Source organism: Cupriavidus sp. IK-TO18 (assembly GCF_015549295.1).
In the GTDB taxonomy this organism is placed as follows: domain Bacteria; phylum Pseudomonadota; class Gammaproteobacteria; order Burkholderiales; family Burkholderiaceae; genus Cupriavidus; species Cupriavidus oxalaticus_A.
The window spans coordinates 98,817-112,074 of record NZ_JADGMP010000018.1; the positions used below are offsets into that span (position 1 = coordinate 98,817).

A 13,258-nucleotide genomic window follows, 5' to 3' on the forward strand; every position below is an offset into this window, starting at 1 on the left:
GGATCCAACGACATCGGGACAGCATGGCGCCGCCACGTCCGCGCAAGGGACCGGGGCGGGAGCCAGGCCTTATCATGTCGCTTGATGTCGTCGCTTGATGTCGTCGCTTGATGTCGTCGCTTGTTCTGGCCGCCTGCTCCCGGCAGCCTCTGATCCCTTTCCACTCAATCTCAGCCATTTCCCGGCATTTCCCATGCAGCTCGCACTATTCGACCTCGACCACACCCTGGTGCCCTTCGACAGCGGCTCCACCTGGCTGCGCTTCCTGATGCAGCGCGGCGTACTCGACGAGGCGGAGTTCGCACCCCAGAACCAGCGCTTCGCGCAGGACTACATGGAAGGCAAGCTCGACATCCACGCCTTCCAGCGCTTCTGCATGTCGTTCCTCGCGCGCTTCGAGCGCAAGGAACTGCAGGCCTGGCGCAGCGAGTTCATCGCCGCGATCGCCGACCGCATCCCGGCGCCGGCGCGGCAACTGGTGGCGCAGCATCGCGACGCCGGCGACCTGTGCTGCATCGTGACGGCGACTAACGACTTCGTCGCGCGCGGCTTCACCGATGCCTTTGGCGTGGAGCACCTGGTGGCTTCGCAGGCCGCCACCATCGGCGCGGGGCCGGTGGCCCAATTCAGCGGCGAGATGGTCGGCGTGCCGAGCTTCGGCGCCGGCAAGGTGGAGCGGGTGACGGACTGGCTCGCGACGCTGGGACGCCGCTGGGAGGATTTCGAGCGCACCGTCTTCTATTCGGACTCGCTCAACGACCTGCCCCTGTTGCAGCATGTCAGCCACCCCATCGTGGTGGCACCTGATCCCCGCCTGCGCGCCATCGCGCAGGAGCGGGGCTGGCCGATCGCGGAAGCGGCCGCGCCGCTCGTGCTGGCCTGAGCGTCCTTACAGCGCGGCGCGCTTGCTGCGCTCGATCATGCGCAGCACGAAGGGCGTGAAGATAAGCTGCATCGCCAGTTCCATCTTGCCGCCAGGAACCACGATGGTATTGGCGCGCGACATGAAAGAGCCGTGCACCATGCTCAGCAGGTACTGGAAGTCGATGCCTCGTGGATTGGCGAAGCGGATCACCACCATGCTTTCGTCCGGCGCCGGGATCTCGCGGGCGATAAAGGGATTGGACGTGTCCACGCAGGGCACGCGCTGGAAGTTCACGTGGGTGCGCGAGAACTGCGGGCAGATGTAGTTCACATAGTCCGGCATGCGCCGCAGGATGGTGTCGGTCACCGCTTCGGTGGTGTACCCGCGCTGCTTCTTGTCGCGCCACAGCTTCTGGATCCACTCCAGGTTGATCACGGGCACCACGCCGATCAACAGGTCCGGGTAGCGCGCCACGTTGACCTCGCCGGTCACAACGCCGCCGTGCAAGCCTTCATAGAAGAGCAACTCGGTGCCGTCTGGCAACGGCTCCCAGGCGGTAAAGGTGCCCGCCTCCTGGCCGCAAGCCGTCGCCTCTTCCTCGCTGTGCAGGTAGCGGCGGCGGGAGCCGTTGCCGCATTCCGCATAGGTGCGGAACAGCTTCTCCAACTCGCCGAAGAGGTTGGTGTCGGGACCGAAATGGCTGAAGTTATTGTTCCCGCTGCGCTCCGCCTCGGCCAGCCTGACCTTCATCTCGGCGCGATTGTAACGGTGAAAGCTGTCGCCCTCGATCAGTATGGACTTCACGCCTTCGCGGCGGAAGATACTCTCAAAGGTGCGGGTGACGGACGTGGTGCCGGCGCCGGAGGAGCCCGTGATGGCAATGATGGGATGACGTGCCGACATGGCGATGGACTCAGGCGCGCTCGGTCACGGCATCCACGCCTTCAATCGGGCACGTCCTGATACTTTGGACTTCGGGCATGGCAGGTCTCCTCGTTTTCTTGCCTTGTGTTCTTGCTTCGTCTGGCGCAGTGTCCGGCGCATCCCGGCCTAGCGGGCTGAGCGCGATGCTGCGATCCCGCATCCATGGCTGCGGAGCGCTTCGATTCGCAAGAATTGCGCCACGGCACTTTACTGTTGCGCTAGTCGGGTCGCGCATCCGTACCATGGCCGCGGCTATGCTCAAGCCGCCCTTGTCCACGCCGGCCTGACGATCGCACTGAGTCATGCAGTGGTGTCGGTCGGCATGGGCAGCGGCCTGCTTTTACTGCACACAGTGTCACTGGAATTGCGCATCCCGTAAGGCACGCTACCTGACGTGGTCGCACGAAGCCCAATGCGCCCAGTCCACCTGGAATGTCAAGCCACGCACCGCACGCGCAGCATCCCTGCATACAACAGCGGCCCGTTGCTTCGCTCGATTTTGGCTTGCGAGGAGGCGCCCGAGGGGAATCGACCTGACGCCAGCCAGCATTTGCACGGTTGTAGGTCGAGCTTGGCGATTAATTGCGTTTTTATTTTGGCGTGCGACGTGACAGCCACTGTTGAAGATCGGCATAAGACGACCGTTCGGACGCGCTATGGCCTCCACGACAGAACGGACGCGTTATGCTTGCACTCCCTTGCTAGGGGCTTCAGTCTCCATATTCTTGCGGGTTTCTCCGTGGAATCCGGGGCGAAGTGCACTGGATCTCTCGTGGATTGATGACCGGGCGAGTTACTTACGTGCACAAGGGAAAATTCGGCCGCATTATGATTGAGGAACTTCAAATTCGGACATTTGCTTCTACGCCCCCACGAAAGATTGCCTCATTAGTCGCATTTCAGCGAAGCTTCGGCCAGTAATTGCTTAAATTCGCGGCCACGATTTTCCAAATTTCCCAAGTGCATCCCGCATATCCCTGGGGCCCCTTGAGCTGTGCGCTCGCTCGCGCTGAGTCCTGTTCGGCGGCCCCTCCCTACGCTGATAAGATCTAACCGTTAAGTCTTCCAGGTCCTGGAAGGGATAACCTTATGCGCTGCGCTAGCTGCGGGTTCGAGAATCCGACAAGCGCCAAGTTCTGTGAGGAATGCGGCGCAAAGCTGGTGCGCGTTTGCCCGGCCTGCGGGAAAAAGGCGGGTGCGAAGGCCAAGTTCTGCAGCAAATGCGGCGCGCCGTTGAGCGCGACGCCCCCTATTACGGGACTGGTACCCAGCGCCCCCATCGATTACACCCCTCCCTATGTGGCCTGAGCTTTACCCACAACTTCTGGCGGCTTACTCGTCTTTCTGGAAGATCCGATACATTTCGGTGATTTCGTGCAGGGCGAGGAAGCCGCGCCAGAGGACGGTGGCTCCCGGGGGATCGTCGTTTTTGCGACCCAGGTAGCCACCGAGCTTGCGATCCAAAGGACCGCGTCGCTGAGTTTTGGCGCCTCTTCCGGTGGCTTGGTTGTGCCGTGCGTGCGGCAGTACAAGGCCCGCCATTCGAGCGATTGCAGTAGCGCCGAGCAAGGGATATCGGCTTCGAGCCGGCCCAACATGGTCGCGTACATAATGCGCCAGCCGATCACGGCGAACAGCGCCGTGGCCCGCAGGAACCGCTCCAGCGTCCCGAACTGCCGGGCTTCGATCTGGCAGCCACTTTTCAGGACACGATGCCAGGATTCAATGGTCCAGCGCCGGGCATACCAGCTCAGCCGCTCCAGCGCATCTTCCAGCGTTTGGGTGGGCATCGAACTGAGCAACATCCATTCGAGCGGCTCAACGCCTTGGGGCGGCTCGATCTCCAGTGCGTGAATGGCAAACACTTCGAGACTCGGTAGATCCTCTGCACCGCGGCTGCGCGGCGGTCGCGGTTGAACCGGCACACAGCGCAAAGCCAGTCGGGCGCTACGCGCCTGCCTGGCGCCGCTTCTGGGCACGTGCAGTACGGTCTCTCCAAGTACAGGAGCCGCAGCAACCGTCTCCCACAGATACTTCTCTGGGTGGTCCACGCCTCGATTCCAGGCGGCCCGCACACTCAAGGCGGCATATCGCTTCTTTGATAATGAGGCGGTCGACCCGGACGGAATACTGGCGAGCCACGTCGCGCAAACCGTGGGTCGCATGCAGCAGGTACCTGTCGTCTTGGCGGTGCAGGACACCACGGAATTCAATCTGGCAAATTTGCCCGCGACTGAGGGACTTGGTCACGTCACGGGCGGCAATTTGCACGGATTCATGTTGCACAGCGTGCTGGCGGTGACGCCTGAGGGCCTGCCACTGGGCGTGTTGAGCATTGGGCACCACTCAAGGCCTGCGGGAACGAAACATGGGCTTTTTGCGCCAGTTCGCGCGCCAATACCACAAGGCGCTGCGTGCGACGCGCATCTCCCAATTGTGCGCCACCGAATTCGTCGCCGGCCCAGTCTTCCAGGTCTTCCATATCAGGCAAAGTCGCCACCAGTGATTAACAACTTCGCCCGAAGTTGACACCGTCCAATCCGGTTTACAACCTCTCCAATCGAGATGTGGGTAAAGGTAAGCTATCTGGCCGAGCGCATCCGGGCGGCGCAGGCAGACATGGAAGCCCGCGGCGCGGCGGACGGCGAGCGCAAGACGATCACAGCGCTGTTCGCTGACATGGCCGGCTTGACCGCGCTGTTCCATGACCTCGATCCCGAAGATGCGCGCCGCCTAATCGACCCGGTGCTGGGGCTGATGATGGAGGCCGTGCATCATTATGAAGGCTATGTCGCCAAGTCGATGGGCGATGGCATCCTGGCGCTGTTCGGCGCGCCAATCGCGAACGAAGATCATCCGCAGCGAGCCTTGCTGGCAGCGCTACGCATGCAGGAGGCCATGCGCCAGCACGCCGACAGGGTACGTCTCGCTCAGGGGATCGCGCTGCAGATTCGTGTCGGTATCAACTCCGGCGAAGTGGTGGTGCGCACGATACGCATTAAAGATTTGCACACTGACTACGATCCGGTTGGCAACTCGATCCACATTGCTTCGCGCATGGAAGGCATCGCGGTGCCCGGCTCCATCGTCGCGAGCGACCACACCCACTACTTGACCGAAGGCTATTTTGCGTTCACGCCGCTCGGCGCGACGCCGATCAAGGGGCTCCCCGAGCCGCTCGCGGTCTTCGAAGTCCTCGGTCTCGGCCCACTGCGCACCCGGCTGCAGCTCTCTGCCAGCCGCGGGCTGGCGCGCTTTGTCGGCCGCGCCCACGAGCTCGAGCAGTTGCGCGAGGCGCGGGCGCGGGCGCGGGCGCGGGCGCGGGCGCATGCCGGATATGGGCAGATCGTCGGCGTGGTCGGCGAGCCAGGGGTCGGCAAGTCGCGCCTATGCCACGAGTTCAAGCTGCTCGCGCCGCGCGATTGCCTGGTGCTGGAAACCCACTCCGTTTCGCACGGCAAGGCCTATCCGTATCTGCCGCTGATCGAGCTGCTGCGGAACTACTGCCAGATCGCAGCGCAGGACGATGAGCGCCGGCGGCGCGAGAAGCTCACCGGCAAGGTCCTGACCCTGGACCGAACGCTGGAAGACATCCTGCCCTATCTGCTCCACCTGCTTGGGGCGGCTGAACCAAGCTCGGCGCTGGCGCAGATGGACACCCAGATCCGCCAGCAACGCACCTTCGAGGCGATCAGCCGGCTGCTAGTGCGCGAGAGCCAAGCCCAGCCGCTGGAGCTGATTGTCGAGGATCTACAGTGGCTCGACAGCCGTGAACTGTAGATGGAATGGTCGCCTCCCGCCTCGGCGATTCGCCGACCGTGCCGGAGCAGTTCGTAAGGCTGAGCTCCCATGTGTGTCACAGTGGTGATTCTGTCGTCGCAGCCTGCCAAGGAGGATCCACATGGAACCGACCACAGTAGCCATCGACCTGGCCAAGCACGTTTTCCAAATCCATTTCGTTGAGCCCGACACTGGCACGATTCACAGCAAAGCCATGAGGCGCGCTCAGCTGTTGCCGTTCTTCACAAACCGACCGCCATCCCGCATCGTCATGGAGGCCTGTGGCAGTGCGCATTACTGGGCACGGAAGTTGTCTGCACTCGGGCACGATGTCCGGCTTATTGCGGCCCAGTTCGTGCGGCCGCTTGTCAAATCCAACAAGAACGACACCGCAGACGCCGCAGCAATCTGGGAGGCAGCGCAACGCCCAGGAATGCGGTTTGTGGCCGTCAAGACGGAGGAACAGCAAGCCATGCTGGCGCTCCACCGCATGCGCCAGCAACTTGTACGCTTTCGCGTGATGCAGGTGAACCAATTGCGCGGACTATTATATGAGTTCGGGGTGGTGCTGCCACAGGGGCGCCGCACGGGGATCGCAGCTGCCAAGATCGCCTTGGCTGATCTGGCAGACCAGTTGCCTGCGATGCTAACGGATGGCTTGCAAGACCAACTATCTCGGCTGCTCGCGCTCGACGAGCAGATCCAACGGATTGAGCAACGCATTATGGAATGGCGCCGCTGTGACGAAGCGTGCCGCCGTATCTCCGACATCCCGGGGGTTGGCCTGTTGACAGCCACTGCCGCAGTCGCCGTCATTGGGAATGCCCGCACCTTCAAGTCCGGACGAGAATTTGCAGCCTATCTTGGACTTGTGCCTCGACAGAGCGGCTCCGGCGGCAAAGTCAAACTGGGCGGCATCAGCAAGCGGCGGCTACCGGGGCAAGCTTGGCAGTGTCACCATCGCCGGTACGTACAGCCTTGGGCGCGACGTCGTCAGTGCACCTGCCGGCGCCAACTGCGGCGCCGAAAACCCTGCCGACAAGCAAGCCTGCAGCGGGTGGTCGGCAATGATCGCCTACGACATCCAGGCCGTTGCCGCAGCATACGCCGCTCTTCTCGTGGCGCCACCACGCGTCGAAGTCATAAACATGAACGAAGCCTTCGTGTTCGCGGAGATGAAACGCGGTCAGTGGCAGTTCGCTGGCGACTGTGCAGAGCTGCAAGATGCCGTCATGAGCTTCGCCGTAACGCCGGCGGCACAATTGCAAATCCCGTCCACGCCTCGGCAAGGTCGTTTGCCCCGCTTTGGCGCGCTCGCCGGCAAGCGCTACAGACCGAGTGCCGGTCCCCGGCTCCGCTTGAGCTGGAACGCCACCGACACACGCTCGGCCGGATAGACGGTATCCGTAATCTCGAGAATCTTGCCGGAGCCTTCCTTGTAGTGGCGGATCAGCCGCAGCCCCGCCGATCCCGCCGGCACGCCGAGTTGCGTGGCCAGAGGTTCCTCGATCAGTGTGGCCGTGACTACCTGCCGGATCTCCGCGATCGCGGTGGCATGTTCGCGTTCGATCAGCTCACTGACCAGTGTCTGCGGATGATTGCGGATGGTATCGACGAGACCCGCCAGCGACGCGTCGATGTAGATGTCGGCGCGCGCCACGGGCGTGCTGCCTTTGCGCGCGTCCACGCGGGTGCCGCTGAGCAACACCCAGGCGCTGCCCACCGGCGCTTCGAGCCGCCGCGCGAGAGCGCGGTCGAGCGTGACGTCGTGCACGTCGTCGATCGCACGCACCTCGGTGGCCGCTACGCGCACGAGGTCTTCGGCCGTGCCGAAGGATTGCGTATACGCCGCGTTCGGGTTGACGGCCTCGACAATGGTGCCGACCGCCTTCTTGCGCGAGATATACCCCAAGTCCTGCAGCATGCGCAGCGAGGCGCGCACCGTATGGCGGCTCACACCGTGCTGTTCGGCTAGTTCGTGCTCCGTCGGCAGCAGGCTGCCCACCACGCGGCGGCCTTCCACGATGTCCTTCACCAGCAAGCTGGCGAGTTCGGCGTATCGGGTGGACGCGGCCGGCGCACCGGTTTTACTGTCCTTCAGTATCGCTGTCATGGCGGCAGGCGGTTCGGAAAGTCGTAGGGATTGCGCATTTTACGATGTCACTGCCCCTACCCTCCTCCGTCAGTTGGCAAAAAAGCGGCGCTCCGCCTCGGCCGGCATCGCCATGCCGGTGACCTTCGCCTTCTGCAGCACTTCCCAGAAATAGCGGTAGGTGGCGCGGTCGTGCAGCTCGCCCTTGTACTGGATCGGGCCCCAGTCCGCGTCCTGCGCGGCCACCAGGATGCCAGCGGCATCTTCCACCTCGGTGAAGTCCGGGCGCATGGCGTTGACGATCGGCTGGATCTGTGCCGGATAGATGCTCCACATGCGCAGGAAGCCGAACTCGTTGCGTGCGCGGCCCGCGTCGCCGGCGATCACGTCGGCGTCCTTCAGGTTCAGGCACACGTTATGGGCCGGCACGATGCCGTTGGCTAGCGCCGCCGCGACCATGTCCGCCTTGGCGCGCGCCAGCAGCGCGTGTTCGAACTGGCCCGGGCTACGCATGGCGGCGGCCGGGATCGCGCCGTGGTGGCCGCTGACGAAGTCCATCAGGCCGAAGTCGAGCACTTCGATATTCGGCAGTTCGGCAATCTGGAACACGTTCCGGAGCGCGCCGTGGGTTTCGATCAGCACGTGGACCGGCACGGGCTTGTCCAGGCCGGCCTTCTTGGCGGCCTCGCCGATATAGCGGATCACCTCGGCTACCTGCTCGCTGTTGGTGGCCTTTGGCACGGTGATATAGGCCAGCCGGCTGCCGGCTCCGGTCACGATGATGTCGACGTCCTGACGCCAGGCCGGGTGCGACGGGTCATGGATGCGTGCACCGGCGCGGTCGAAGCGGTTGCGGTCGGAGGCAATCATGCGCGCGACCATCTCGGCGTGCTCGCGTTCCTGGCCGGAGGCGGCGCCGTCCTCGCAATCGCAGGTCACGTCGAAGACCGGGCCGTATTCGAGCTGCAGGTCCATGGCCTTGCCGATCAGCTTCTCGCTGCCGGCAAAATGCTCGCAGGCGGCCAGTACCGGGAAGGATTTTTCGCCGGCGAAGAGGGCGTCTTTCGGATGCGTTGCGGTGGTCATGTCTTGTCTTGTCTCGCTGAATGGTTGGATGCAAGGGGCAGCCCAGGCGTAGGGCTTACCGCTGGCGTTTCGGAATGGCGATGGTGTAGTCGAGGTCGAGCACTACGTTGGACGGATGCGCCGGCCTGCCCTCGCCCGGTTCCGGGAAAACGATGGACGCGGCGCTGGCGTTCTTCACGCCGATCATGCGCAGCCGCAGGCCGCCGACGTGTTCCTGGCCCAGGTCGATCTTGTCCAGCACCTGTGTCGCGCAGGCGATGGTGTCGCCGGCATAGCTCGGGTTCACGTGGCTGCCGCCGTTGATGGCCAGGATCGACAGTCCGTTTTCCAGCCCGTCGTAGGCCAGCGCGCGGCATACCGAGATGATGTGCCCGCCGTAGACCAGGCGCTGGCCACCGTTCGCCGCCATGGCATGGCCATCGAAATGCGCTCGTGCCGTGTTCTGGTACAGGCGCGTGGCCAGGCTGTGGTCGCTGTCGTTGATCGTCATCGCGCCCGGATGGTCGAGCCGCTCGCCCACGGCGTAGTCCTCCCACAGGTCGTCGAAGCCCGTCATGGCCGTGATCTCGCGCACGCGTGCCGTGTAGTCGCTGCCGCGCAGGCGCTCGGCCGGCACCACAGCCTGGGTGGACGGCACCATCGCTTCCCCGCAAGCGGCACCGTGGTCGCGCTTGTGCACCATCACCCAGCGCACCCAGCTTAGTACCTCGCGGCCATGCTGGTTGCGCGCGGTGGAACGCACATAGACCACCCCGCTCTTGCGGCTGGAGTTCTCCTTGAGACCGATGACTTCGGTGTCGACGGCGAGCGTATCGCCCGGATACACGTGCGACACGAAGCGCACTTCCGCGTAGCCGAGGTTCGCCACGGCATTGAGCGAGATATCCGGAACCGTCTTGCCGAACGCAGTGTTGAACACCAGCATGTCCTCCAGCGGCCGGCGCTCGAAGCCGAGCTGCCAGGCATTGGTCTCGGCCGTGCACAGCACGGTACGGCTGCCGGTTAGCCCGATGTACAGGCTTCGGTCGCCTTCGGTCAGCGTGCGCGGCGTGGCATGGCTAGTTCTCATGCCAACGCGGAAGTCCTCGAAAAAATTACCGCTGCGGTCCTTCATGTCCCCTTCCTTGTCCCTCAGACCCGGCGTCGGCCTGCGCCGGCTCGCAGTCACTTATGTACGTACATAGTGATTGGCAAAGCAAGCGATGTCAACCCGTATTTTGCCCCGTGCAGCTCGTAGATGGCTTATATACCAGGATAAATCCCCACACGACTTGAGTGGGTGGCATGGATAAGCCTTGCCATCCACCGGATTTCTCCGGTTACTATGTACGAACATAAATGCCGCTGAAAAGCGGACCGCAGGACAAACCGCCAGCAGTGCAAGGTGCAGAAACTGACCGTGCATGGTTCAGGAGGCCGCGCGCCAGTTCACCCAGCACGCGGCGTGTTACGGATTCCGAGAGCAGCATGCCGCATCTCGGGTTCCGGCTGCCCATGGATGACAGGCAATGGGAGCAAGTGCGATCCACGCACGCAGTTGCAGACCGGGGCCAAAAACAACCGAATTCCCATAGGTATCTGGCACTCCCTCCGGCACGGGCTAGAAGACGTCGACCACGGTCGTTGCATTCCTGGCGCGACAAAAGACGCCGGCATATGCCTGTACCGCCCCATGCCGCCGTTTCGCGAACTACTGGTGCAGACATCTCCGATCTTATCCGAGATTTCGTATGCATCAACGCCCCCTCGAAAAACCATTTGCCATCCCGTTCGACAGGTCGTACATTTATTCCATATATCGTAGTTTAGTCCGACATTTCGGAGCAAACAGTGCCAGTCCAGATTCCCGCCGCAAGCCGCGCCATGGCCGTATTCGAAGTGTTCGCCCGGGAGCGACGGGACCTGTCGAACTCCGAAATGGCGAAATTGCTCGCTGTCGCCGATAGCAGCTGTTCCGACCTGTTGCACACCCTGCACTCGCTTGGCTACCTGATGCGTACCACGCGGACGCGCCGCTTTTATCCCACCGTCCGCCTGCTGGAAACCGCGCGGCAGATCGCCGAGAACGACCCGCTGACGCGGCTTGCCCAGGAAGCCGTCGCACGCCTCACGGACAAGACCAACGAGAGCGCCTTCTTCGGCGTACTGGAACCGCAGGCGGTACGTGTTGCCGCCGTGGCCCAGAGCCGGCTGCCCCTGCGCTACATCCTGGATGTCGGCGAGCGCGTCGCGCTGCATGCGTCGGCGCTGGGCAAGGCCATGCTGGGCACCCTGCCGGAAGGCGATGCCCGTATGCGTCTGGAGGCCGCCAAGCGGCCCGCCGTGACTCCCAGCACGGTGGTGGATCTCGACCGCCTGATGGCGCAGCTGGCGCGCGGCCGCGAGCAAGGCTGGTACGAGGCCCATGACGAAGGCACTGACGGCGTGACCGCGCTGGCTGTCGCGGCGCGGCTGGGCGACCGGCCGGTAGCCATCTCGGTCGCAGGCCCCACCGAGCGCATCGAGAAACACCGCGAATCCTATCTGGCAGCCCTGCGCGACGTGCGCGACTCGCTGCTGTCCGAACACTGAACCCACACACCCCCTAGGAGAGAGACATGGATCTTGGATTGACAGGCCGCGTGGCGATCGTCACTGGCTCGGCGCGCGGCATCGGCGCCGAAACTGCCCGCATGCTGGCCCGTGAAGGCATGGCCGTGGTCATTACCGATGTGGACCTGGATGCCGCGCGCGAAACCGCCGCCGGCATCAGCCTTGCCGGCGGCAAGGCCATTGCCGTGCAGTGCGACGTGCGCCAGGAGGACCAGGTGCGCACGATGGTTGGCGCAGGCAAGGAAGCCTTCGGCAGCATCGACGTGCTGGTCAACAACGCGGGCCTGGTCAAGGACCGCACCATCCTCAAGATGGACGAGTCCGACTGGGACCTGGTGCTGGACGTGACCCTCAAGGGCGCCTTCCACACCACCCGCGCGGCACTCCCGTTCATGCATGAGAAGGGCTGGGGCCGCATCATCAACATCAGCTCGCGCGCGCTGTTCGGCAACCCGGGCCAGGCCAACTACTCGACCGCCAAGGCCGGCATCATCGGCTTCACCTGCGCACTGTCGCTGGAGCAGGCGCGCAAGGGCGTGACGGTCAACGCTATCGCCCCGGGCTACATCGAGACCGAGTACATCAAGAGCCTGCCCAACTACGACACCATCCTGGCCAACGTGATGGCCAAGAACGCCGTGACCTTCCCGGGCCAGACCAGCGACATCGCCGGCGCCGTGGCCTTCATGGCATCGGAACACGCCCGCTACATCACCGGCACCACCCTGTTCGTGACCGGAGGCCGCTATGGTTGATCCCAATGTCGATGTCGACGGCCTGGATGCCAGCCAGCAACTGCTGCGCGACAACATCCGCCGCTACCTGAAGGAACACATCGCCCCTCGCATCGACCAGGCGGAGCAGGAAAAGCGTTTTCCGCACGAGGCGCTGACGGGCCTGGCCGATTTCGGCTACTTCGGCGGCTACCTGCCGGAGGCCGACGGCGGCCTGGGCCTGGACTACCTGACCTGGGCCGTGATGATGGAAGAAGCCGGCTACTGCTGGCTGTCGCTGCGCATCCTGCTCAACGGGCTGAACATCGTCTCGGGCATCATCAATGCCTACGGCACCGAGGAGCAGAAGGAACGCTTCATGCGCCCGCTGCTGCGCAACGAGCGCAAGACCTTCGTGTCGATCTCGGAGCCGGACGTGGGCTCCAACGTGGCCGAGATCAAGACCCGCGCGGACAAGCGCGGCGACCGCTACATGCTCAATGGCAGCAAGCTGTGGATCACCAACGGCATGTTCGCCGACTTCGGCATCGTGGTGGCGCGCACCTTCAGCGAGACCTGCAACGGCGAGCTGTCGCTGTTCCTGGTGGAGCGCGACGTGACACCGTACAGCGCCACGCCGGTGGAAACCATGTTCACGCGCAGCACCGGCACGGCCGCCTTCACGTTCGAAGACGCCGAGGTGCCCGCCGCCAACCTGCTCGGCAAGGAAGGCCAGGGGCTGCGCCAGATCCTGATCGGCCTGAACTTCGGCCGCCTGAACGTGGCCATGGGCGCGGTCGGCGCCGCGCAGTGCGCGCTGGACCTGTCGGTGGACTACGCGCTGCAGCGCAAGCAGTTCGGCCGCCAGATCGGCTCGTTCCAGCTCGTGCAGAAGCACATCGTCGACATGACGATGCGCACGCAGGCCGCCCGCGCGCTGGGCTACCGCGCCGCACGCTCGATGCAGAACGGCACGTCGCGCACCGAATGCTCGATTGCCAAGCTGTACGCCACGGAAGCCGCGTTCGAAGTGTCCAACCTCGCGCTGCAGGTGCACGGCGGCATGGGCTACGCCACCGGCTACCCGATCGAGCGCATCTTCCGCGACACGCGCGGCGGGATGATCCCCGAAGGCACCACCGAGATCCAGACGCTCATCATCGGCCGAGAAATCCTGGGCATCAGCGCGCTGACCTGAACTTCGCT

The 13,258-nt window shown here is 63.8% G+C and carries 11 protein-coding genes and 3 pseudogenes; 8 read left to right on the plus strand and 6 right to left on the minus strand.

Annotation, left to right across the window (positions count from 1 at the left end; all coding sequences use genetic code 11):
• Nucleotides 1-193 precede the first annotated feature (193 nt).
• Nucleotides 194-883, plus strand: a complete 690-nt coding sequence (locus IPF36_RS15870; protein WP_195428722.1) for an HAD family phosphatase — start codon at nucleotides 194-196, stop codon at nucleotides 881-883.
• 6 nt (nucleotides 884-889) lie between these two features.
• Here IPF36_RS15870 and IPF36_RS15875 read toward each other — a convergent pair whose 3' ends face one another.
• The gene (locus tag IPF36_RS15875) at nucleotides 890-1,768 is read right to left on the minus strand and encodes a phosphoribulokinase (RefSeq protein ID WP_195428723.1); all 879 of its coding nucleotides are present in this window, start codon (nucleotides 1,766-1,768) and stop codon (nucleotides 890-892) included.
• 1,110 nt (nucleotides 1,769-2,878) lie between these two features.
• Between IPF36_RS15875 and IPF36_RS15880 the strand changes: the two genes are divergently transcribed.
• Nucleotides 2,879-3,097, plus strand: coding sequence for a zinc-ribbon domain-containing protein (locus IPF36_RS15880; protein ID WP_195428726.1), 219 nt, complete (start codon nucleotides 2,879-2,881; stop codon nucleotides 3,095-3,097).
• Here the strand turns inward: IPF36_RS15880 and IPF36_RS15885 are convergent.
• Nucleotides 3,085-3,954, minus strand: a complete 870-nt coding sequence (locus IPF36_RS15885) for an IS4 family transposase (protein WP_255519797.1) — start codon at nucleotides 3,952-3,954, stop codon at nucleotides 3,085-3,087. The genes IPF36_RS15880 and IPF36_RS15885 overlap by 13 nt on opposite strands.
• A gap of 197 nt (nucleotides 3,955-4,151) precedes the next feature.
• A pseudogene (locus tag IPF36_RS34690) lies at nucleotides 4,152-4,271 on the minus strand (transposase DNA-binding-containing protein); the annotation flags it as partial.
• A gap of 83 nt (nucleotides 4,272-4,354) precedes the next feature.
• On the opposite strand from IPF36_RS34690, the pseudogene IPF36_RS15895 reads away from it, so the two are divergent.
• The 3 genes and pseudogenes from IPF36_RS15895 to IPF36_RS15905 all read left to right on the plus strand — a co-directional run.
• Nucleotides 4,355-5,557 (plus strand): annotated as a pseudogene (locus IPF36_RS15895) (adenylate/guanylate cyclase domain-containing protein); the annotation flags it as partial.
• A gap of 133 nt (nucleotides 5,558-5,690) precedes the next feature.
• Nucleotides 5,691-6,542 (plus strand): annotated as a pseudogene (locus IPF36_RS15900) (IS110 family transposase); the annotation flags it as partial.
• Nucleotides 6,433-6,966, plus strand: a complete 534-nt coding sequence (locus tag IPF36_RS15905; RefSeq protein WP_195428729.1) for a hypothetical protein — start codon at nucleotides 6,433-6,435, stop codon at nucleotides 6,964-6,966. The pseudogene IPF36_RS15900 and the gene IPF36_RS15905, both read left to right, overlap by 110 nt.
• Here the strand turns inward: IPF36_RS15905 and IPF36_RS15910 are convergent.
• The 3 genes from IPF36_RS15910 to IPF36_RS15920 form a co-directional block, all read right to left on the minus strand.
• On the minus strand, nucleotides 6,897-7,682 hold the full coding sequence (locus IPF36_RS15910) for a GntR family transcriptional regulator (RefSeq protein ID WP_133092626.1): 786 nt from the start codon (nucleotides 7,680-7,682) through the stop codon (nucleotides 6,897-6,899). The two genes, IPF36_RS15905 and IPF36_RS15910, sit on opposite strands and share 70 nt — an antisense overlap.
• A gap of 69 nt (nucleotides 7,683-7,751) precedes the next feature.
• Nucleotides 7,752-8,747 (minus strand): CoA ester lyase, encoded by a 996-nt coding sequence (locus tag IPF36_RS15915; RefSeq protein WP_195428730.1) that lies wholly within the window; start codon nucleotides 8,745-8,747, stop codon nucleotides 7,752-7,754.
• A gap of 55 nt (nucleotides 8,748-8,802) precedes the next feature.
• Nucleotides 8,803-9,861: a MaoC family dehydratase gene (locus tag IPF36_RS15920; RefSeq protein ID WP_195428731.1), complete on the minus strand. Its 1,059-nt coding sequence runs from the start codon at nucleotides 9,859-9,861 to the stop codon at nucleotides 8,803-8,805.
• 716 nt (nucleotides 9,862-10,577) lie between these two features.
• On the opposite strand from IPF36_RS15920, the gene IPF36_RS15925 reads away from it, so the two are divergent.
• Genes IPF36_RS15925 through IPF36_RS15935 form a run of 3 tightly spaced genes read left to right on the plus strand, consistent with a single transcriptional unit; the run spans nucleotide 10,578 to nucleotide 13,250 of the window.
• The gene (locus IPF36_RS15925) at nucleotides 10,578-11,318 is read left to right on the plus strand and encodes an IclR family transcriptional regulator (protein ID WP_133092629.1); all 741 of its coding nucleotides are present in this window, start codon (nucleotides 10,578-10,580) and stop codon (nucleotides 11,316-11,318) included.
• Nucleotides 11,319-11,344: 26 nt separating this feature from the next.
• The gene (locus IPF36_RS15930) at nucleotides 11,345-12,094 is read left to right on the plus strand and encodes an SDR family NAD(P)-dependent oxidoreductase (protein WP_195428732.1); all 750 of its coding nucleotides are present in this window, start codon (nucleotides 11,345-11,347) and stop codon (nucleotides 12,092-12,094) included.
• The gene (locus IPF36_RS15935) at nucleotides 12,087-13,250 is read left to right on the plus strand and encodes an acyl-CoA dehydrogenase family protein (RefSeq protein WP_195428733.1); all 1,164 of its coding nucleotides are present in this window, start codon (nucleotides 12,087-12,089) and stop codon (nucleotides 13,248-13,250) included. Before IPF36_RS15930 ends, IPF36_RS15935 begins: the two co-directional genes overlap by 8 nt.
• Nucleotides 13,251-13,258 lie beyond the last annotated feature (8 nt).